Source organism: Nostoc sp. (assembly GCF_036917155.1).
In the GTDB taxonomy this organism is placed as follows: Bacteria; Cyanobacteriota; Cyanobacteriia; order Cyanobacteriales; family Nostocaceae; genus Nostoc.
Genome location: NZ_JBALDZ010000079.1, coordinates 170543 through 192875, shown reverse-complemented (window position 1 = coordinate 192875; position 22333 = coordinate 170543). Strand labels below are relative to the sequence as shown.

Below are 22333 nucleotides of genomic sequence, written 5' to 3'. Positions count from 1 at the left end.
CTGAATGCGCTCCGCTAAATTCGGGGGATTCTGAGGTCAAACGCACTATTAATTTCTGAAGTATTTCATCGGCATTAGACAGGCTTTGGAGCGATATCTGGGTGTAACCGAAAAGCAGAAACAAAACGCTATCTCTGCTTTGGATTTTCTGCGCCTACTTAAAAATCACGAAATTCCTTGCCGTGCCATACCCGTAAGACAAATATAGTATCTTCTTCACGAAGGTAACGAACCACGTAGTTTCCGGCGATCAGATCACGCACATTTTCTAGCCCCGAGACAGGACGGCCTATGTCTGGATAAAGTACAAGTTTTCCTATGGCCTGCCTAAGCCTAAGCGACACTCGCTCTGCCGCCTGCGGCTTGTTTTCAGCAATGAACTCTCTTAGTCGTACTAAGTCCTGCACCGCGCTTAGAGAAAACTGAAGCTTCATATCTTCGGTGCAATAGTTTCGACAGTGGTTCCCCAGGTTTCAAGCCACTTCATAACTTCATCACCAGAAACGACCCTTTGTGCTTCAATGTCGGCGATCGCCTCTTGTGTCTCTTCAAGCATCCTAAGCTTTTGCTCCTCCCGTGCAATGTACTGCCGTAGAGCGTCGTTGATTATCCAGCCTTTCGTCCGTTGCAGTTTCGTTGCGGTCACTTCGAGCTGATCTTCAAGGTCATCATCAAGCCTGAAACTTGTAGTACTCATACCTTTATCTCAAATAATGCTTTATACTGCATTGTATTATAACGGGGAAATTGCCTGATTAAAAGAGTGAAAATTACTCAACACTTGTCAGCGTCTCCAATTGGGCAAGTAGTTTCTCTATCTGTTTGCGCTTCTTCGGGTCTGACCAAATACGCGACTTTCTTAGTTTGGTAGTCGTAGCAGTAAAGCGCTCTTTGTAATTGTTAGATTCGGTATTTGGAGTAGAGATTGAGGCTTTCTTCTCACTGATACGTTGTTTGATTTCGCTTAAAGACCAGTTTGGGGCAATAGCTTGTTCTAATTCGGCAACGCGCTCATTCAACTTGGGAATTTGGGCAATGGCTTTGGCTTTGGTGTACTTAAGGGAGCCAAAGCGTAGTGCCAGTTGAAAAGCTGCTTTGATTCTTGCCCGAACAGCGACAGGAGACACATGAAAATTAATTTAGGAGAAACGTTTCTCCTAAACCCGATTCCGCACAACTAAAAGACATTCGTCAGGGCATTATCCTTAAATATCATTACCAATTAATCGGACACAGGGAAAGACGCGGCTAATTGAAAACCCTGGCTGACTATCTTACTAGGGAGTCATCAGCCAGGGATTAGCTGTTAACTATTACCCTGAGCTTGAGTAGTATCTGGCTACAACGTATCTACCTTACAGTTTTGACTTTTATTCTCTGGGAATTCCTAAATGTTCTCTGACATCGATGTCAGGGTCAGGTGTTCTATCTCTGGGAATTCCTAAATGTTCTCTGACATCAATGTAAGGTGTTCTATCTCTTCCACGTGCATAGGGCGCACCTGTAGACCGCCAAGCAAAGAGATTGGAGATAGCCCGCTCAGGATCTTCATTGGGTTTGAGAGTCAATATCAACCCGTCACACCGTCCATTAAATTGGTTAGCGGTGCAAATCACGTTTTGTCCGTTCAAGTGGCCGATAGTAACAAACCGCAGATCTCTGTTGCGGCGGTAGTTTTCCAAGCGTTCGCTCACCTCTTGACAACGCGTCAGAGAATCGTAGCCGGCATTTCTAAAGTAATTGGAAGTCCAGCGAATCCAAGGCTCAGTGTCCCCTCTGTAGTTTTCGTACACTGTTACGGGATTGTTTCTTGAGGTGTCACAATAAAATCCTTGCCCATTTTGAGCTTGACTAGGCTGGCTGATACTTGCAGATGCAAGGAGCGTGACGACACCCGTAACTAAAAGGTTTGTCAATGATACTAATTTCATGAGTAACTCTAGAAATTTTGAGGAAAAAGTTTTTTTGGCTAGTAGCTCGCGTGCGAATAGCATTGGAACAAAAATGTACGCTAACCACTGATTCCTGTGATAACGATAAAAATTTTACCTTCTTCAATGCCTCATTCTGACCGATAATTCAGGCTTTGAGCGTATTTTTTCTGTGATAAAGATTGTTATCACAGGAATAGACAGTTTTTCGGGCAACGGCTCAAACTCAATTACAGCAAACATCTTGGGCTTAACGTACATTCCTGTTCCATTGCTACTCGCACGCGAATCAATTTTCTCTACTAACAGATACTACTTATTTATAAAACTTAGCTTCCTGAATTGCCTCACCTAAATGGTTGAATTGTTTCTCATCCAAATTAGTGACTATACAAAACTCAGGGCTATTTCCGAAGAAGATACCAATTCTGTGTCTGACATAGGTATTGAGCCGAGATGCGCGACGTGAAAGTTGTGCGTAGAGCCACACATTATTGCAGACGTTCTGGTAAGCCGAGGCTTGAGCCGGATGATTGGTAACAATCTTGTCCGGTTCTTAGGGGAGGAGGATACGGCGACGTATGCCTCCTTACCCGACACGGATACTGTTGGCGAAAGTGTTACAAACGCACGGACAAAAGTGTTACAACTCAAAGCCGCAACTACAGATTGAAGGTTTGAGCTTGCGTAATACTTAATAAGACAATAATGTATTACATTCGCCAACAGTATCAGATACGTGTAAAAACCGAGATCGGTTTACGCGACAGGATGAACCTTGAAATTAATTTAGGAGAAAAGTGGTTCTCGTTCAGTTGGGGTCGAATTCCCATCTGAACTGTCCCCCCTGCTCCCTTAGCTCTTCTTCAATTGATACAGTTTTAAACCTAGCGATCGCATAACAAGGAAGCAAAACAAAACCGCTATACTAGCAAGAAATTACTAGACAAAGCGTTCCCAAAAGTTTCTTACTCCGAAAGCAAACACGTCAATGTTAAAGGTAATAAATCACCATACGACGGAGACTTAACGTACTGGAGCGAACGTAATAGTAAGCTCTATGACGGGGAAACCTCTAAAGCTCTTAAAAGGCAAAACCATACGTGTGGTTACTGTGGCTTAATGTGTACAAGTGAGGAAAGAGTACACTTACACCACATAGATGGAAATCACAACAACTGGAAATTCAAAAACCTGATCGCTGTGCATGAATCTTGTCACAATTATATCCACATGAGCAAAAGCGAAAGCCAAGAATATCGGGAGCCGTGTACACAGAAATAGACATCTGGTGAAAATGAATGTAGAGACGTAGCAGTGCTACGTCTCTACAAGGATTCTGGATAACGCATATTTAATTTCTGGAGATGTCTAATGGGTACGCACGGATCTAACAGAGAGATGCGGGGCTTAATAGCCCCCATCGACTCTACTCACTCCATCTAGGTGCAAAATAAAAGTAATACCAATAGGATTTGAGAACAAGAATTGCAAAACCAACGCATCTTTGGTGCCCAGCATACATATAGTAAGCCGACTGCGGGAAGCAATCGGCATAACAAATTCCTGATAATTTAGTTGCAATTTAGCCGTGAGTTGCACCTTGAGGGGGACGCGAGACAACTTTTTTGGCTAAACCCAAAGTCTGCAAAGCTAAGATGCTCCACCAAGTAACATCAATTTCCCACCAAGATAACCCAGATTTCGCCATGTGGGGATAAGTATGATGGTTGTTGTGCCATCCTTCTCCATAGGTGACGAGGGATACCCACCAAAGATTACGAGCGCCATCATTGGCATCAAAGGTGCGATAACCCCACAGGTGTGATGCTGAGTTGACAAACCAGGTTGAGTGCCAAAGCAAGACGCATCTGAGAAACACTCCGTAGAATACAAAAGACCATCCTCCTAAGGCATAAAGCAGCAGCCCGAAGGGTATCTGCAACAGCAAGAAGTAGCGATCTAGCCAGCAATAAAAGGGTTGTCTGGCTAAGTCAGGGGCATATTTTTTATAGGTTTCATAGTCAAAAAATTCTGGACGCGGGTAGAAAATCCACAATATATGGCTCCACCAAAATCCTCTTTGAGCAGAGTAGGGGTCTAAATTGATATCTTCTGTGTGGGCGTGATGCTGGCGATGTCCACCTACCCAAAAAATTGGCCCGCCTTGCAAAGCCAGCGCTCCAATGAGGGCGATCGCATACTCTAACCACTTAGGAACCTGAAAACTTTTATGGCTCAGTAGCCGATGATATCCCAGGCAAATACCAATGCTCCCGAATAACCAGTGCAGAAATACTAGCAAACCTAATGCTGACCAGGAAAAAAACCAAGGAGCCAGAAGTGCTAAAGCATGAAATGCAGCAAAAAATACCACATTTGTCCAACTGAGTTGAGGTGAGTTGCCTCTCTCAGGGGCGATCGCCCCAAAATTTGCGGTCATAAAAATTCCTGTTAATGGATGATGAAGTGATTTACTTTTTATTGGGCATAATCCCACTAAGGATTTACCCACGCTGTCACCAGTTAGTTACAGTAGAGTAAAGCAAGTATCACTTACATTTGTTATGCTAGCAGAACTCTGATATCCGTGCAAGTGCCACTTGCATTTCTCTATGTCATCTCAACTCATTTCCACTCGTCAACGCCTGATTCAAGCTGCACTTGAGTTGTTTTCTGCTCAGGGAGTTAGCGCTACGACAACCCGCCAAATTGCTGAAAAAGCCGAAGTCAACGAAGTGACTCTATTTCGGAATTTTGGCAATAAGCATGGACTACTTTTGGCTGTGCTGGAAGAGTCCGCAGCCTTCAAGGATTTAGGTGAGTCGCTGGTGCGGCGGGCAACGCCTCCCGGCAATGTTTACCAAGCTCTTAAAGATTATGCAAGTGATAGCTTACATGCATTAGAACGAGTGCCAGAGTTCGTCCGGTCTGTGGTGGGTGAGGCCGACCAATTTCCGGCAGAAAATCGCCGCGCTCTAGGCAGGGGAGTAACAGAAGCAAACCGCTATGTAGCTCAGTATTTAGCTACTGTAATCCAGCAAGGACACCTAAATACCTATTTACCCGCAGAAAAATTAGCCAGTTTGCTGAATGGGATGATCTTGGGATATGCCGTAATTGAGTTCACCAGCGAATTTCACGAACTTTGGGAAGATCGGGATGATTTTCTAGAAAATTTGGTGGAGTTGTTTTTACATGGAGCGATGTCATCTTCAGCAGAATCAACAACCAACTGTTTACAAGGAGGGTTCATCACCACAGAAGTAGCTGATTTACCAGCTAGTTTAGTTAACGAAATTCTACAACAAGCCCGGAAATTTGGAATCCGAGATCATGCCTTGGCTTACGTGTTATTTGGGGCTGGATTATCTACCACAGAAATAATTAGCTTGGAGCGATCGCACCAAATATACGATCCTCAAGGGCACTTCTTGCAAATTACAATACCAGGATTTGTCCGTCAAGTGCCTGTAAATCAGTGGATTTTGGGCAAACGCTACGGTTCTTTTACCAATAATCCCTTAATCAAATGGCTGAAAAGTCGTAAAGATGCTCAAACAGCCATGTTTCTGAATGATACAGGCACACCCATCTCAGAATCAGAGCTTGAGACACGTTGGCAAGTATGGAGTGAGGGGCTATTAACTCCCCAAGGACAAACGCCAGCGATCGCCCAGGCACAACAAACCTGGCGCGTCGAAATGTTAATGCGGGGGATCACCTTGGAAAACCTGAGTATTTTAACAGGTTGCGATCGCACCCAATTACAACCTTATGTGCGCCGAGCCAAAGAAAAAGCCGCCCTAGAGCAAGCGACTCGTTTGGATCATAAACCGGGATAAGGGAGTGGGGATCGCTCCAATTAAAAATTATTCTTAATTTTTAATTAAAAAAGTCAAAACTGTGTTGTATCGTAATTGCTGTAAACGCTCAACTCGCTAGCCGATAGATAATCACTTTTCCTTTCCAATTTTCTTCCACAAATACCAAATACTCACCATTGGAACGCCGAAAAGCACGGATACCATAGGGTATATCAATCCAGCCACTTTCGCTGCCAACTTCTGGGCCTGGTTTTAACTTTTGTACTTGCACTCCCGTCGTGGCATTGTAGACATATACCTCTGCGGTTTTAACTGTCACGGCAAATACGCGATCTTCCGCCACACTGATTGCAGCCGTAGATACTTCCCGCTTACCAGTGCTGTCGTAAGGAATCACAATTCGCCACTTGGGAGTACGATTCCCTTGACTCCAATGATCAAAACGGGCAATCTCAGATCCCGCAACTCCTGTATCGTCACCAGAGGCGGGATGATCTACTGTAAAACCTGACAAATACATCGTATCTGTTTGAGGGAAATATTCAAGCCGCCGCAAGTCGTTAAATATGCTGGGAGTAGTTTGCTTTTCCATCGAACTATAGCTGTAGATGGGGTTGCCTTGAGGATCTATTCCCTGCAAAGGATAGTGTCGAATGCCATCTTTTGTTCGCAAAGCTTTCCAAACATCTCCTTTGCTGTCTACCCACCAGCCGCCGATATAAGGATAATCTTTGCTGCGATCGTATTCGTTCTTTTCAAATGTGCCATTACCGTTGCGATCGCGCCAGATCCATTCCCCTTGTTCTGGCTGATGCGGTGGCCAATTTCCGCTAAGAAATGGTTTATCTGCGCCATTAGTACCGACAAACATTCCGGCTGGTATGGCAACTTGGCCATCTTTGGCTGGATTAAAACGATATATTTGCAGAAAGCTGCTATACATATCTGTAAGGAACAAAAATGGCTTCCCTTGAATGCGGCGAACAAATGTGCCATCTGGGGATGTATGCAGCCGTGGATCTTGAGGATATTTGAAAGCATTTAAGGTGTAGGCTTTGTAAGTCCATTGCTTACCAGCAGGCTTACTGTAGTCCATCAGATAGTGTTCTTGTTTGGTGAATAAATCTACACCATCAGTTTTCGGATCGGCATCTGCATTATCAACGAATATCAATCCCAGCGATCGCCACATCAACTTACCCGATGGCGAAAATTTCCGTAAATCTGTTCCTGATTTGTTGAAACCATTACTATTTATATAGATATTACCTGAAGTATCTGTACCGACTCCAGTAAGTCCATAAAGTTTCAAATCTCGAACTTCACCAGGAACTCCTGCATAGACACCACCTTTACTGCCAAAACTACCCACCTGCACCGGCTGGCTTTTGATGTCATAAATCAACATTTGCTGACGTGGCCCATTTTCTGCCACTAACAGCTTACCTTCACGATCAATTGCGAGCGCTGTTGGTTCAACAATGTCTGCAATCTGTTGGGGTAATTGCTTTCCACTCTGGGAATAATGTAAAATTTTGGCAGAATTACCACCATTTTTACTTTGGATAATCCACAGATTTTTTTGTGGATCAATAGTTATTGCTCCTGGATTAGCAACGGTAAAGCTGCGGAGTTCCTTCATCGTATCAGTATCATAGACACGAATCCGGTTAGCAGCATCATCACTCACATATAACTCGCTTTCCACAGTTGCTAATCCAGTGACTTCACTTTTAGTACTGGTAATCAACATACTTTTATCCCAACCACGTCCATTAGGAAACGGCGTAGGTTTTCCCGACAAGTCATAGCGTCTAACGCAATGCCAAGTTGTTCCTTCCGGTGGGTAATCTTCATTTGTTTTACCCCTAGAACCTTGAGTCATGGCCATGTAAACATATTTACTATTTGCTGTTACAGCTATGCCACCGCCACGACTCCAGCCATGAGTATCACCAAGGGCACCAATAACTTTACCATCCTGATATATTCCTGCCTCTGTTCCCGCCTCATCCCAATGACTGTTAGTATAAACTGTGCCATCAGGAGCAACATACATTGCCTCAATATTGTTTTGTACCCGCAGATTGCCGCTACCAAAAGTATTACCTATCCACGATGTTTTGTATGCAGGCGTGGGTGTTGCAGTATTGTTTTGTACCAGTAAATTTCTATTATCAGTAATATTATTTATCCATGATGTTTTGTATGTAAGCGTGGGTGTTCTAGTCGTGGCCCAGTCTGTTGTAATTCCCAGGGTAGCAACAATGACTCCAACAGTCAGACTGAGTAAAAAATTGAAAGTTTTACTTCTTTGTAAATATCTAGTCTTAGATAATTTCTTGATCTGCTGACTTAACTTTCCTAACTGGATCAATAATTTATTTTTCATATAGGTTTTAAGCTTTTAATTATTTATATACAATCAATTTTTATAAAATCAGTACGGAATATAACTATTTTTAACTGGATAAAATATAGACACAAAATCTGAATAATGCATGAATCAAAAATAAATACGATTAAAAGGCAATATTTATATAAAATTTATAAAGACAACATGATTATTTAATATATAGAATAGTTCCTAATGTATTAATAGTTACTTATTTCTAAACAAAGATAGTCAAAAATAATACAAATATTAAGTTATAATGGTTTATCCTTCTCACTGTCTAGCATTCACCTTCCTTGATTAGTAAGTATAATATTTACCATAGTCAGTGTTATCTAGTTAATAAGAACACAGATATTAGTTCCTTGTTGACGTTGACATATAAATAGTTTATAAATTGGTGTTCTACAAAAAACTTTTATTATTAATATGTATTCGTAAATTCTAGTAGTTGAGATTGAGATACAACAGACTGTAAGAGGCTGTTTGAAAAGTCTAATTTAATACCAGCCCTGGCGATTAGAAATCGCGGCTATACAGACAAAACCCACCTCTGTGGGTTGAAGAACTTGATTTTGTGTTAGTCTGCGGAGGCGGACAACGCCAGTGTAGTAGCGAATTATATTCGCCCAAAACTTTTCAAACATCCTCTAAGGTTAAGAAGTGAAAAGTAAAAAGTAAAAAGATAATCCCCATAATTAAAATTAGGGGATTTGAAGCGGACGCTTTTTTTCATTAATAAATTAAGGGGCTTGTTACCCTATAGATATTACTTCTTTATGAGTGCCTTTTAACTTTTTACTTTTGCCTTGTTTGGTAACTCATGAATTGCCTCTAATGTTTTAATATATTTTATAGGAGACATCTCGATGGAAATTAATAAAGAAAAAAGTTTTAATTCAACATCTGCATCTATTCTCACCCTTGGATTAGGTTGGTTTCCCAAAAGTCCTGGAGGACTAGAAAGATATATTTATGAACTAACTCATAAATTAGCAGCAAATCAAGACCAGGTTGAATTATGTGGAGTTGGTCTACCAGAGGATGAACTAAATTCACCAATTAAGCTGACTAACTTGGCTTCTCCTGATAGTGCTATTTGGCAAAGATTATGGTCAATCCGTACTAATTTTCAGAAAACAAGAACTAGCAAACCAGATGCGATTAATTTACACTTTGCATTATATAGCTTTCCTCTTTTAGATATTTTACCAAAGGGAGTGCCAGTTACTTTTAACTTTCATGGACCTTGGGCTTCTGAGAGTCAGCAGGAAGTAGTTAATAAAAATCTTAGTCTTTTGATCAAGCACTGGTTAATAGAACAAAACACTTATAATCGCTGCGATCGCTTTATTGTTTTGAGTAAAGCATTTGGTAAAATATTACATCAAAAATATCAAGTACCGTGGAGCAAAATTAATGTTATTCCTGGTGGAGTTGATATTAATTGGTTTCAACCAAATTTATCACCCCAGGAAGCTTGTGTAAAACTAGGCTGGCCTACTAATCGCCGGATTATATTTACATCACGTCGCTTAGTACATCGAACCGGAGTTGACAAATTATTGCAAGCACTAGCTATAATTAAGCCCAGAATACCAGATGTTTGGCTAGCGATCGCAGGTCGTGGTCACATCCAAGCTGCACTACAACAACAGGCTACAGAATTAGGACTAGACGACAACGTTAAATTTTTAGGTTTTCTCCCTGATGAGCAATTACCTATAGCTTACCAAGCTGCTGAATTGACTATAATGCCTAGTCAATCTTTTGAAGGATTCGGATTAGTAATAGTTGAGTCTCTAGCCTGTGGTACTCCTATTTTATGTACTCCAATTGGGGGAATGCCAGAAATTTTATCAGAATTTTCACCTGATTTAATTACTGCTTCAACAGAAGCTTTAGCTATTGCAGAAAAATTAGAGCAAGTACTTTTGGGAAATATCCCCATACCATCACGAGAAGCCTGTCGCCAGTATGCTACTAAACACTATGATTGGAATCAAATTGCCCAGCAAGTACGGAATGTTTTATTACATTAAAGAAGTAGAGACGGTATTTTGTTGTAGAAACGTGTTAGTACAACGGGGCGAATTCCCGATAAATTTCACATTTTACTGAATCGTATTATATTATAAGGATATTTTATGAAAATTCTTTTTTTAGATCAAAGTGGTAAGCCAGGCGGTGCCGAATTATGTTTAATAGATATTGCGAAACCCTATGGTAATCGCGCTTTAGTTGGTTTATTTGCAGATGGACCATTTAAAGATTTACTACAGCAAAATCATATTCCGGTAGAAGTTCTCGCAAATCAAGCAATCCAAGTTCGCAAATCAAGCAGTTTTCTACAAGGATTCAAGAGTCTCGGACAACTTGCACCTCTAATTACTAAGGTAGTTAAAAAAGCGCGTGAATACGATTTAATCTATGCCAACACCCAAAAAGCATTAGTTGTAGGAGCATTAGCAAGTTTTTTTAGTCGTCGTCCTCTAGTTTATCATTTACATGATATTCTTTCCAAAGAACATTTTAGCCAAACTAATCTTGGCATTGCTGTTAACTTAGCTAATGGTTTTGCATCATTAGTAATTGCTAATTCTCAAGCTAGTAAAACAGCCTTTGTGCAAGCAGGAGGAAGGCAAAATCTCATCGAAGTTGTCTATAACGGCTTTAATCCAAAAACTTATCAGACTGATGAATCTGATATTAATAAATTACAGCAACAGTTAGGATTGCAAGGAAAATTTATCGTCGGACACTTTAGCCGTCTTGCACCTTGGAAAGGGCAGCATATTTTAATTGATGCCCTTGCTAAATGTCCGCCAGAGGTGACAGTGATTTTAGTTGGTGATGCACTGTTTGGCGAACAAGATTATGTCCAAAAGTTACACCAACAAGTTGCCCAAATGGGACTAGAAAACCGCGTCAAATTTTTAGGATTTCGTTCTGATATTCCCCAGCTAATGGCAGCTTGTAACTTAGTAGCACATACCTCCACTTCCCCAGAACCCTTTGGTAGAGTAATTGTTGAGGCGATGCTATGCGGAAAACCTGTGGTTGCAGCAAAAGCTGGGGGTGTAATGGAATTGGTAGAACATGGACTTAATGGTTTTCTAGTCACACCAGGAGAACCCGAAGAACTTGCACAAGTAATTATTACCTGTCTTCAAGAGACGGAAATAGCTGCAACTATAGCTAATAATGCCAGGATTACGGCTAGTCTGCGTTTTGATATTGCAACTATTAATCAGCAAATTGCCCAACTGCTATCCTACAGATTATAGTAGTTTGGTTCATTAATTTTGTGGATTTGATTAGTCTATAGGCAGGCCTGACTTTTCACGGTATGTGGGAAAGGTCATTTTGAGGGTTTCCAAGCCCTGATTTTTCTGTTAACCATTATCATTAGCTCAGAGCTATTGATAATTATACTATGGAAAAAGCCACGCTTTTTCGGGGCTTGAACACTTACCGTGAAAAGTCAGATAGGCAGGCAGGCGATCGCCTCGAAAGAAGTTGGAAGGTTGAAGAAGGCATCTATGCTGAGGGCAGTCCCAATGAAATTTTTTCATTGGGACTGCCCTCAGCGCTGGAGCCTTTCTTGATAAATTAGACATCTCCAGAAATTAAATATGCGTTATCCAGAATCCTTGTAGAGACGTAGCAGTGCTACGTCTCTACATTCATTTTCGGAGATGTCTATTTAGTACGTTCTTTTGGAAGTCCCTAAAGTGGTGATGACTCTCACATCTCATAGCATCTTCTAACGAGCAACACAAGATGTAGCAGTCGGCGATGAGTTATGGGGTATTGCCGTGGGTACTTGAGAAACCAGAACTACGTTCCCATTAGCATCTATAATCCACCCTTGGGCTTCCACAATTTGAGTAGGTTCATTGACAGAATTTACTTTTTGTGATTTTTCTTCTATATTTTGTTGCACCTGAGCAACCACTTTTTTCTGAATCCCCTCAGCACGATTCTGAGGTTCTGGAGAGACTGTGATCCAATCTGCCAGCACCGCATCATCAGCGATCAATGGCTCCGTGGGATCGGCTACTAGTCCTCCACGCCCAGTAGTAATAAATGAACTCCTTCCTATTCTTCCACTAGAATTACAACTAGCAACAATTTGCTGCGAAGCATCAACCAGATTTACGGGCAATTCTACCAATCCTTTACTGGGGTCGGCATCTGGTGAGTTGATTTGTACAGTACCATTTAATGAAGGGTTTTCCTGAGAGAATGCAGTGATATCACTTGTTGGCAACCTACTTGGGTCTAGTGGATCTTTAGGGTTTAACAGCCTCTCTAGGTCTGTACGGGTGCGCGGCACAAAACCAAATATGTTCTTAGCAGTGATTGTGATTTTACCACCAGAGCCAAGGTTGGCGTTGGCGGTGATATCGTTATTTCCAAAGGGAGTGGCCACAAGGAAGCCATTGGGTGCATAGATGGTGATATTACCGCCAGTTTTATCGCCCCCAGCATTAGTGGATATTTGGCTGTCGTGGAGCATCAGTAATAAGTCCCGTACCTGTAGCGTAATGTTACCACCCCTACCTGACTCACTATTAGATGTGAGTGTCCCTTGATCCAGAAGTATAGAGTTAGCGGTTACTTTGAGGGCGCCTGCCGATCCTAAATTGGGTATCCCCCCTTGGTAGCTTAAAAACGGTGGAAGTGGCTCAACTTCACTGCTCACTGTGATTTGAGCTTCATCGTTGACAATCAATTGTCCTGTGGCGATTGTTATTTGTCCGGCATCCCCGGAACCATTAGTCGAGGCAAACAAGCCAGTAGAAACACCCTTTGCTAGAGTTCCAGTTAGCTCTACCGATTCGGAGGCGTTCACAGTTAAATTCCCTCCTTTTCCTGTGGCTGGTATCACTTGGAAGTTATCTATATCTAATCTTCCAGTAGACTCGGTTGATACCTGTGCCCCATTTTGGATACGCAACTTACTAGTGTTGATCGTTATGTCACCCGCTTTTCCAGCAGCACCAGTTGTACTAACTAATCCACTATGAAAAGTCCCATTTTGCGTAGTAAAAAAGCTACCTGTCAAATCCACAGACTCAGAGGCATATACGTTCAAATTCCCCGCCGCACCCTTACCCTGAGTAGAAGTTAGTACTTGTGCGCCATCACTAAGAATTAATTTTCTAGAGTTAATGTTTATGTCACCACCATCTCCCTCACCCTGAGTTTGACTTACCAAGCGAGAACGAATTAGTTCCACGGTTTTCCCCTGTACCTGGATACTACCGCCATGTCGATCGCTACCATTATTAGCACTAAGATCGCCACTAACATCTACTATAGATGGAGGGTCAGAACCAACAGTTCGCGCGATCAGTTGAATGTTCTGGAAATCCTGGACATCTTTATATCCCAAGACCCAATCTTGGTCTGTTGAGTTTAGACTGACCAAACTATTGGCAGCAACACTTCCTAACTCAATTCTTCCCGACGGTGCTGTTAAATTTCCATCCTCTAAAATTATGTCACCACCTACAAGGGCCAAGGTTTTGCCTTGCAAAACTTGTAAACCTGGGGGTTGCCCCAAGACATTAGTTGTTTTGCCATCTGGACTAGGTGCTTGAGATTGATTGCGGATAGACTTCGCATCTGCCCCGAATTGTAACCCAATGGGAACACTTACTCTCAGCAGGGGTGTAGTTTGGGGATCTGTGGCGCTAAATTTAGTACCATCAGCAAAGTTAAGACTAGCCGCCGTACTCGCTACAAATGAACCCCTGATGTTTAAAGAAGCATTGCGACCAAAAATAATCCCATTGGGATTAATCAAAAATAGGTTGGCTTGGCCATTAGCTTTAATAATGCCGTCAATGTTAGAAACAGACTGACCTGTTACCCGACTGATAATATTTTGAATATCTGTCGCATTATTAAAGTACGCTGTTCTTCCAGTGAGTATGGAAAACTGTTCAAAACTGTGGAATAAGTTAGTACCACGAATTGCTCCACCATCAATTTTGTCAGTAGGTTGTCCATTTATTAGCTGACGTGTAACAACTGAACTTTCAGATCCGAGAGTGCGATCTTCTATAATCTGGGCAAAGGCATAACTTTCAGAAAAGGCAAGTGTTCCAACAATTGCTAAAGCACTCACTAGTCTTAAATTCCAGTACCAATCACTTCGGCTTTGAAGCATTAGAGAATTTGCACCCTAAAAAACAATAGTTTACTAGACTTGTCGCTTTATGAAAAATCGGTGTCTGACAATTCTTTCACTATCTATCTCGAAAAATTCAAAAACCCTATTAGGATAATGATACTAGTTAGGTTCCAGAGATAACCTAACTAGTAAAGCACAGCAGAAATATGGATACTATTCAAAACAAAGCAATAGATACAGTATAAAAATCTTTTGAATTCTTACTTCTGCAAAGCAGTGCGAGTAAGTGCAAAATTCAGTATTTTTATACTCTCATTTGCTTGCTGATTGAAAATGAAAAACAAATTTACTGAAATTACTGACATGAGAATAGACTTTCTAGGGAAAAGTAACACAACCTCCGTTAACCACCCAGCACTCCAATTTATATTGATTTTGACCTAAAGCTTCTGGCAATAATCCCTGATGTTGCGGCTCTACAACAACATCACTAGATTCAACTTTAGATAGGTCTATAGTGTACTGAATTGTCAGGATGTTCTCTATTAAGACACCATGTTTATCGAGTATATTTCTAAGATTTGATTTGTTCAAAAGCTCACTTATTTCTTGCTTAATCTCATCTTTTAACTGCTCTAGTTTTTGAGAATCAAGAACTGCTTGCTGTGAAGTTTGAGGTTCCATGAATTTTACTTTCCTTGCAGACTGGTAAATGTGTGAACGTATCTTGTGATGTACTAATTTCAACTGACTTCGATTAGTACAGTTTGGCACCGAAGAAATCAATGATGCAGAGTCTAGAGTGGCACGAAAACATTAGGTTTCTAACGCTCTTGCGAACTCTCATAATTATGAGATCAGCTTGGCTAGTAATAATTACGCATTTTGTTACAAAACTTCATATATTTCTGTGGGATTTTCTTAAAGCATTCAGGATTTACTTACGTAAAGGTAAGGTATTTTCGTCATTGCGATCGCTCGCGTAGCATCTCCCTGCGTAATATGGTAACGAGGCGGGATTATTTCCAAAAAATGGGGGTAAAGAGTATACATGACTCTTCACCCCTCAATCTTCTCAATTCAACTCTAAACTAAGCCCCGACAGCTTCCTTGGCGGCGTACAACACTTCAGCGTTAATTTCCTTGAAACCGCGATCGCGGGCAAATTTCTCAGTATTCCGCTTCACTTTACCGCGAACAAATCCCGGAATCTTATTCAATTCTGCTTGACCATCTTTTGTCCAGTTGAGGTCAGAATCAGCAGAAATCCCCCTAGTAATCACTTCTTTGGTATCATGACCACCGAAGATTTCTAACAGGTGATCTTCCATTCCCAAAGTGAAGGAATTGTAGATCAAATCTGTAATCTGATTCGTTCCTTCATAACCCATAAATGGTTTGTAACCGATGGGGAAGTTTTGGACGTGGATTGGTGCAGCAATTACACCGCAAGGAATATCTAAGCGCTTACCAACATGGCGTTCCATTTGAGTGCCAAAAATCGCGGAGGGTTCGACACGAGCGATCGCATCCCCAATTGCACCATGATCTTCGGAGATTAGCACTTCATCGCAATACTCGCTCACCTGTTCGCGGAACCAGTCTGCATCATATTTACAGTAAGTACCAGCCCAAACAACGTGAATCCCCATTTCTCGCGCCAGAATCTTGGTAATGGCGGCGGCGTGCGTGTTATCACCAAAGACCACAGCTTTTTTGCCAGTCAAGTTTTGACAGTCAATGGAACGGGAGAACCAAGCAGCCTGAGATACATACAGGGTTTGCTCATTGATGAAGTTTTCATAGTCAACTTCTGCACCTTGAGCGTTAATTACCTGTTGAATCTTGCGAATACAACGGGCAGTTTCCACTACACCCATTGGAGTAATGTCTATATAAGGTGTGCCAAATTGTTCTTCCAGGTAACGGGCTGTAGTCAAACCGAGTTCACGGTAAGGCACCAGGTTAAACCAGGCTTGGGACATCTTTTTCAAGTCATTCACCGAAGCACCTTCGGGAATTAAAGTATTTACTTCAATCCCCAAGTCAGCCATCAGCCGTTTGAGTTCGGTGCAGTCGTGATTATTGTGGAAACCAAGGGTGGTAGTACCGATAATGTTAACTGAGGGTTTTGCTGTTTTGCCCTCAGGCAATTCGCCGCGCTTACGGGCTTTTTCAATATAATATTGGACAATTTGATCCAAAGTGCGATCGGCGGCTTGCAATTCGTTGTAGCGGTAGTGGTTTACATCCGCCAGCATTACATCTCCTTTTGCTTCCAACTGTGCCCGTTCGACAAAGTTGTGCAGATCCTCTTGCAAAATGCTAGAGGTGCAGGTGGGAGTTAACACAATCAAATCTGGGTGTTCCTCGGCATCCTTACGGGTGATGTTATCTACTACCTTCTCTTGAGAACCGCGTGCCAAAACGTTGCGATCGACAACGCTGGTTGTCACTGGAGTGAAATCTCTCTCCCGCGATAACATGGAGCGCATGACGTTAAAGTAGTCATCGCCAATGGGAGCGTGCATGATCGCATGAACATTTTTAAAAGAACTAGCGATTCGGAGAGTGCCGATGTGGGCTGGGCCAGCATACATCCAGTAAGCCAATTTCATGTTTGTGTTTTCCCTTGTCAACTCAAATAACTAAGTAAGTGGGCGTAAAAATATAAGATAGACCCGATCGCCAACCCCTTCGGTGCGTAGTTTACCGCCGTAGGCATCGCACCCCGTGCTGTTGGCAGAGAAGGGGAGTAAAACTAAAGCCAAGGGGAGGCAATACTGCGTAGGTTTTGGAATTTCTTAGTTGAGGCAAGCAGGAGGAGCAGGGGAGAAATGGAGGCAGGGGAAGAGTTTTGCCTCCCCTGCTTCCCCTGCCTCCCCTGCTTATCCGAGCAGTATTGCAAAGGGAGGGGGTCTTATTATATTTAATTCAGCCCATCTACTTATAAGTGCTTGATTATTAAATCGTTTCTGATTTTCTCAAACCTACTGGCTAAGAAAAAATAAGGTTTGTTGCGGGTTTTCGGGGAGGCGATATGGCTGAAACCCAGTTAATAATTGGGATGAGGCTATCTATATAAACAATATTCCTATTGTTTATGTAAAAAAATCTTAATGTTCCAGTAAATTTGTTTATAATAGCAGTTCTTAGTTAATTTCAATACATACCTAACAAGAACATCCCCTTCCCTGGTTGCCGCAGGTACTTATACAAAACTTCGATTATTCCCATCAAATATAGCAATTTCTTGCTTCCATTTATCATTTTTGCCAATAACTAACGTACTAATATTTAGCTAGACCAGTTTATCGATTAAGTACCTGCTAGCTTCATAAAGGTAATCGCTGAGTACATACAAGCGTGGCCTCTGGCGAAAGGTCTTGCTTCTGAGTATTATTGTTTATTTATACCTACCTAATTAGCAATCCAACTGTGTAAATATGGAACTTTCTTAGGTAATAAGTGTCAATAAAACTATTCTCAGGAAAAATTCACTTGAAGTTTGAAAGTGAATCGAATACCCTAAGCTAGTAGACAATTTTCTCAAGGAAATCTATGAACAAAAAAATTCTCCTGAATTTGCTTTCCACTTCCTCAATTTTCGTGTCGATGATGTCTACGCTAGTGGCATTTCATCCTGCCCATGCTAGTGGTAGTATTACACAGCGATTAATGCACACACAAGACGGTCGTACCTGTATCACTAACCCACATGGAGGAAAAGATTTTGTGTGCATTCGAGATTCAGAGAGAAAACGTCCGTATACCTCTACAAGTGCTTCAACTATTGTGACATCAGTATCAAATCAGAATGTTGCCATGTTGAACTTTACTGAAGCAGAAAGCGATCGTGCAATTCAATTATTTGGCTGCGACTGTCCATTATGTATAAATTCTTTGCGTCAGTTGCAGGGTACTGGAAACTTGGTGTACTAAGATTGAATAGCGTTGATAGCGACTATAACTTTTGCTTAGATACGCGTGATTAATCACGTATAGAAGATATACGAAACCAAAAAAGCATTTTTAACGAAGTACCACTACTATTATTTGGTTAAATGTAAATTCATTGTAGGGGCAATTCATGAATTGCCTCTACAGCGTCTAGTTTTGCTTAAGTCCTGAGAGAAAAAGACGCAGAAATTATCAAGTACTCTGTGTGCGTAAGAGCGTACTGTTTATTCAACCACTTCATTCACAGGGAATCGATCAATCAGCTGCATCGCGCGATGGGCATTACGCTGGAAAGAGTCTGGCAAATGGGGGACATGGGGTATCTGCGACAATAAATCCAATGTCCGGCGTAAAATTCTCACCACATCGCCTTCATCTAAAGTGGTGTTCTCGCAAAGTTCTGTCCACTCGATGCCTAATGCCCATTGTTCTACTATGGCAATTAACTCAAATTCCAACCATATAGGCAGCGCTACGTTATACCGCCGTTGTAGTTGGAACATTTGGCGGCGAATTCCCCGCAATTTTGCTAAGGCTTCTGCCACTTCATTGCTAAGGTCAAAGTTAACCTTACTATCTGGGCGGGGCGTTTCCATCACTAGAGCCGCTGCTGCTGCTGCTAAATGATGTGGATCTAAGTTGTCCAATTCACCACTAGCGAATACTAAACCCAACCACAATTCATTCTCGCCCCGAATGGCGGCAGCGATTCGCCCTAATACTGTGGGAACTAAGTTATCTAAAGCGCCAAAGTGTTGCAGAATTGCGATTAAATTCATAAACTCTTCCCAATGACGTTGTGACTGTTGCTCGACTTGCCCTTGCAACTGTTCGAGTTCAGCTTCTAGTTCGACATAGCGGGCCCGACGCTTGAAAAGCGTTGCTGCATTGCCTGATTGATGTAGGGGATGAGCTTCTAATTGCTCTTGGACGGCGGTAGTGCGACTGAGTTGTTCTGCTACTTCTGGGGCCAGATGCAAAGATTCTATTGGATTGGGAATACGCGATGCGATCGCAAATGTTTCTTGATTACCACGGCGCGATTGTCCTGGTTTCAAGGGCATCTCTGGCGGTGGTAGCATATCAGGCGGCACTTCAATTCGCGGCAGTTCGGCATACAAATCGACTACATCCCCTGTAGTTGCCACATACCAACGGTTATCATGCCCTAAGCATACCAAGTAAGGAGCTTGACCAGAACCAGGCGATTTTCCGACTAACACTGCGGTTACGGGTGAAGACACGGTGATATTTTTACCCTTGAGACTCAACAGAGTTCCTGACACCGCAAAGCCCAACATCATCACCAATTCTTCTTGTCGATCTTCTTGTGCTTGCTCTTGCAAGGTTTTCAATATCTGGCGTTCCACTTTCAGCCGTTGCCGCAATTTCTCATAAACAGCCAGTTCATTTTCATCAACTGCGGCGATTTGTTCATGTAGTTGAGCTAATTGTGTTTGTAGTTCCGCAATCTCATCATATTCCGGTCTTAAATGCAAGGTCGCCATGTACTGCCCAAAACTGCGCTCTATGAGTTCCCTGGTTTGCTCTAGGGTATGCGTTTGCAGCAAGTTGAGTACCATGCCGTAACTGGGCGTAAACTGGCTTACTAGGGGATCTGGCTTGGATGTTCCCAAATACGCAGCTTCTTTAGCTCCTTCAAAGGGAGTTTGGACTGTCACCACATGACCTTGTTTATCCATCCCCCGACGGCCTGCTCGTCCCGCCATTTGCAGGAATTCCGAAGCGTTTAACAGGCGGTGTCCAGTGTCAGTCCGCTTAGAAAGGGTAGAAATTACCGTTGTCCGAGCAGGCATATTAATTCCCGCTGCTAGTGTCTCAGTGGCGAATACTACTTTAATCAGCCCTTGCTGAAATAGTTCTTCTACCAGTGCTTTCCAAGCAGGCAAAATTCCGGCGTGGTGGGCAGCAATTCCCCGGTACAGGGGGGCAATTTGTCCAGAACGCCCTGCTTCGGGATTACGGGCTAAAAAGTCATCAATTTGTTCCCTTAAAATTTGGGATTCTTCACTATTTACCAGCCATAAATCCCCCACTTCCGCCACCGCTTTATCACATCCCCGGCGGCTGAAGATAAAGTAAATCGCTGGTAGCATATCCCGTTGCTCTAACTGGCTGAGGGTAAAAATTATACCCGGAGCCTCCGGTCTACCACTTCTCCCTCTATCCCTTTCTCCCCCTTTGCCCTTTTTCTTCTGAAGGCGGGGGTTGATTTTGGTTTTGCTATCATTCAGTAGGGGAAATAACCCTTTGGGATTGCAAAAATGAAATTCCAAGGGGACTGGGCGAAAATCGGAGTAAATCAGGTCTGTTGGGCCGTGAACGCGATTTAGCCAGTCGGTGAGTTGATCGCTATTGGCAACCGTTGCTGAAAGGGCTGCCAGTTGCACTTCACGGGGACAATAGATGATTGATTCTTCCCAAACAGTACCGCGCTGGCGATCGTTCATGTAGTGGCATTCATCCAGGATTACCGCTTCCACGTCTACCAATGAGATGCCTACTTGCCCAATGGGTGTACCGTAGAGCATATTTCGGAAAATTTCTGTGGTCATCACCAAAATCGGTGCATCCCTGTGAATGGATGCATCTCCAGTTAACAGACCGACTTGATCAAACCCGAATTTTTCTCGAAAGTCACGTAATTTTTGATTCGACAGCGCTTTTAGGGGAGTCGTGTAAAATACACGTTTTCCTCTCGCCAGGGCACGATAAATAGCGTATTCCCCGACTAATGTTTTGCCCGAACCTGTAGGGGCACATACAACTACCGAGCGTCCGGCGTTTAGGGACGCGATCGCTTCTTTTTGAAACTGATCCAGATCAAAGGGAAATATAGACCCTAAGTCAAGTTCTGGAGACGGTGCAGGATAATTCACTCAATCACATTTGCAACCAGATTGTTTACTATACTAACGAGTCTTTTGTCAACTTCGTTAGCTTAAGAGTTAGGAGTTAGAAGTTAGGAGTTAGAAGTTAAAACTCATAACTCCTAACTCCTCACTCCTAACTCCTCACTCCTAACTCCTAACTCCTAACTCATAACTCCTAACTCATAACTCCTAACTCATAACTCCTAACTCCTCACTTTATTTTCCCAGCTCTTGCGATCGCTCTGTGGCAGCTTTGACTGCTTCAATTAAAGCGGAACGAAATCCTGCTTGTTCTAGCTTGGCAATCCCGGCGATGGTTGTACCGCCGGGGCTGGTAACACGATCTTTGAGTTCTGCTGGGTGCATTTTAGTTTCCTGCAACAGTTTTGCTGTTCCTAGTACGGTTTGCAAGGCTAGTTGATTGGCAATTGCTCTAGGTAAACCTGCGGCGACTCCACCATCTGCAAGTGCTTCTACTAACAGTGCCACGTAAGCAGGGCCGCTACCAGATAGGCCTGTAACTGCATCCATCAGCGCTTCTGACACTTCCACCACCTCACCTACAGCAGAAAAAACTTGCTGTGCTATTTGGTGATGCTTGGCATTGGTATATGCACCTGAACAAATTGCGGTAACTCCTGCTCCCACAGTGGCCGGGGTATTGGGCATTGCTCTAATCACTGGCAATTGCACAAATGCAGCTTCTAGCTGACTTAAGGGCACACCCGCCAAAATAGAAATGATTAGGGGTGAATGTTCTCTATTAAGAATATCAATATCTGCTAATTCTTGAGTGATCGCGCTAAATACCTGCGGTTTCACTGCCAAAAAGAGAACTTCTTTTGCTTCCGTGAAAACCTGGCTATTATCTGTAGTCACAGCAACATCGTACTGCTGTTTTAAAAAATCTAAGCGTGAAGATAGCGGTTCGCTAACTATGACTTCTGATGATTGATAAATTCCACGCGCGATAAGGCGGGATAAGAGCGCTTCTCCCATTACCCCACCACCAATTAAGCCAAATTTTATAGTCATTAGTCATTGGTCATTAGTCATTGGTCATTAGTCATTAGTCGTTTGTCATTTGTCACCATGAGCAAAACCCAGGACAAATGACATAGACGCGCCAGCGGCTTCCCGTAGGGTAGGACAAAGGACAAAGGACTAAATACTAATTTAAC

General features: G+C 42.5%; 18 protein-coding genes and 1 pseudogene. 7 read left to right on the top strand and 12 right to left on the bottom strand.

Translation table 11 applies throughout. From position 1 onward, the window contains the following. Nucleotides 1-158 precede the first annotated feature (158 nt). From V7K67_RS12195 to V7K67_RS12180, 4 genes are all read right to left on the bottom strand, one after another. Nucleotides 159-434 carry a type II toxin-antitoxin system RelE/ParE family toxin gene (locus V7K67_RS12195; protein WP_334729362.1) on the bottom strand — a complete coding sequence of 92 codons (276 nt, stop codon included), beginning with the start codon at nucleotides 432-434 and terminating at the stop codon, nucleotides 159-161. Further along, nucleotides 431-646 carry a CopG family ribbon-helix-helix protein gene (locus V7K67_RS12190; RefSeq protein WP_442943815.1) on the bottom strand — a complete coding sequence of 72 codons (216 nt, stop codon included), beginning with the start codon at nucleotides 644-646 and terminating at the stop codon, nucleotides 431-433. The genes V7K67_RS12195 and V7K67_RS12190 overlap by 4 nt, the downstream gene beginning before the upstream one ends. Nucleotides 647-770: 124 nt before the next feature. After that, a complete protein-coding gene (locus V7K67_RS12185) occupies nucleotides 771-1127 on the bottom strand; it encodes a hypothetical protein (RefSeq protein WP_334729360.1) in 357 nt (118 codons plus the stop codon). Nucleotides 1128-1370: 243 nt separating this feature from the next. Continuing rightward, a complete protein-coding gene (locus V7K67_RS12180) occupies nucleotides 1371-1931 on the bottom strand; it encodes a COP23 domain-containing protein (RefSeq protein WP_334729359.1) in 561 nt (186 codons plus the stop codon). Nucleotides 1932-2403: 472 nt separating this feature from the next. On the opposite strand from V7K67_RS12180, the gene V7K67_RS12175 reads away from it, so the two are divergent. Further along, the gene (locus V7K67_RS12175; RefSeq protein ID WP_334729358.1) at nucleotides 2404-2604 is read left to right on the top strand and encodes a hypothetical protein; all 201 of its coding nucleotides are present in this window, start codon (nucleotides 2404-2406) and stop codon (nucleotides 2602-2604) included. A gap of 227 nt (nucleotides 2605-2831) precedes the next feature. Then, nucleotides 2832-3215: pseudogene (locus V7K67_RS12170) on the top strand (HNH endonuclease); the annotation flags it as partial. A gap of 301 nt (nucleotides 3216-3516) precedes the next feature. Here the strand turns inward: V7K67_RS12170 and V7K67_RS12165 are convergent. After that, the gene (locus V7K67_RS12165; protein ID WP_334708100.1) at nucleotides 3517-4374 is read right to left on the bottom strand and encodes an acyl-CoA desaturase; all 858 of its coding nucleotides are present in this window, start codon (nucleotides 4372-4374) and stop codon (nucleotides 3517-3519) included. A gap of 172 nt (nucleotides 4375-4546) precedes the next feature. On the opposite strand from V7K67_RS12165, the gene V7K67_RS12160 reads away from it, so the two are divergent. Then, entirely contained in the window at nucleotides 4547-5776 is a 1230-nt protein-coding gene (locus V7K67_RS12160; RefSeq protein ID WP_334708099.1) for a TetR family transcriptional regulator, read from the top strand. An 88-nt stretch (nucleotides 5777-5864) separates the two neighbouring features. Here the strand turns inward: V7K67_RS12160 and V7K67_RS12155 are convergent, their stop codons facing one another. Then, a complete protein-coding gene (locus tag V7K67_RS12155; RefSeq protein ID WP_334729357.1) occupies nucleotides 5865-8150 on the bottom strand; it encodes a hypothetical protein in 2286 nt (761 codons plus the stop codon). Nucleotides 8151-8653: 503 nt separating this feature from the next. After that, nucleotides 8654-8800 carry a hypothetical protein gene (locus V7K67_RS12150; protein WP_334706544.1) on the bottom strand — a complete coding sequence of 49 codons (147 nt, stop codon included), beginning with the start codon at nucleotides 8798-8800 and terminating at the stop codon, nucleotides 8654-8656. Between the two features lie 222 nt (nucleotides 8801-9022). Between V7K67_RS12150 and V7K67_RS12145 the strand changes: the two genes are divergently transcribed. From V7K67_RS12145 to V7K67_RS12135, 3 genes are all read left to right on the top strand, one after another. Further along, nucleotides 9023-10195 (top strand): glycosyltransferase family 4 protein, encoded by a 1173-nt coding sequence (locus V7K67_RS12145; RefSeq protein WP_335166718.1) that lies wholly within the window; start codon nucleotides 9023-9025, stop codon nucleotides 10193-10195. A 105-nt stretch (nucleotides 10196-10300) separates the two neighbouring features. Next, complete coding sequence (locus tag V7K67_RS12140) at nucleotides 10301-11440, top strand: glycosyltransferase family 4 protein (protein ID WP_335166716.1); 1140 nt, start codon at nucleotides 10301-10303, stop codon at nucleotides 11438-11440. Between the two features lie 149 nt (nucleotides 11441-11589). Further along, entirely contained in the window at nucleotides 11590-11769 is a 180-nt protein-coding gene (locus V7K67_RS12135; RefSeq protein WP_334729354.1) for a hypothetical protein, read from the top strand. A 150-nt stretch (nucleotides 11770-11919) separates the two neighbouring features. Here the strand turns inward: V7K67_RS12135 and V7K67_RS12130 are convergent, their stop codons facing one another. The 3 genes from V7K67_RS12130 to bchB form a co-directional block, all read right to left on the bottom strand. Beyond that, nucleotides 11920-14334 (bottom strand): two-partner secretion domain-containing protein, encoded by a 2415-nt coding sequence (locus tag V7K67_RS12130; protein WP_335166714.1) that lies wholly within the window; start codon nucleotides 14332-14334, stop codon nucleotides 11920-11922. A 342-nt stretch (nucleotides 14335-14676) separates the two neighbouring features. After that, nucleotides 14677-14982 (bottom strand): hypothetical protein, encoded by a 306-nt coding sequence (locus tag V7K67_RS12125; protein WP_334708091.1) that lies wholly within the window; start codon nucleotides 14980-14982, stop codon nucleotides 14677-14679. Between the two features lie 407 nt (nucleotides 14983-15389). Next, a complete protein-coding gene (bchB, locus tag V7K67_RS12120; RefSeq protein WP_334708090.1) occupies nucleotides 15390-16916 on the bottom strand; it encodes a ferredoxin:protochlorophyllide reductase (ATP-dependent) subunit B in 1527 nt (508 codons plus the stop codon). A 943-nt stretch (nucleotides 16917-17859) separates the two neighbouring features. Between bchB and V7K67_RS12115 the strand changes: the two genes are divergently transcribed. Beyond that, nucleotides 17860-18240, top strand: coding sequence for a hypothetical protein (locus tag V7K67_RS12115; protein ID WP_334708089.1), 381 nt, complete (start codon nucleotides 17860-17862; stop codon nucleotides 18238-18240). A 242-nt stretch (nucleotides 18241-18482) separates the two neighbouring features. Here V7K67_RS12115 and V7K67_RS12110 read toward each other — a convergent pair whose 3' ends face one another. Together V7K67_RS12110 and proC are read right to left on the bottom strand one after the other, a co-directional pair. Then, on the bottom strand, nucleotides 18483-21158 hold the full coding sequence (locus V7K67_RS12110) for a DEAD/DEAH box helicase (RefSeq protein ID WP_335166712.1): 2676 nt from the start codon (nucleotides 21156-21158) through the stop codon (nucleotides 18483-18485). A 210-nt stretch (nucleotides 21159-21368) separates the two neighbouring features. Continuing rightward, nucleotides 21369-22187: a pyrroline-5-carboxylate reductase gene (gene proC / locus V7K67_RS12105; protein ID WP_335166710.1), complete on the bottom strand. Its 819-nt coding sequence runs from the start codon at nucleotides 22185-22187 to the stop codon at nucleotides 21369-21371. Nucleotides 22188-22333: the final 146 nt, after the last annotated feature.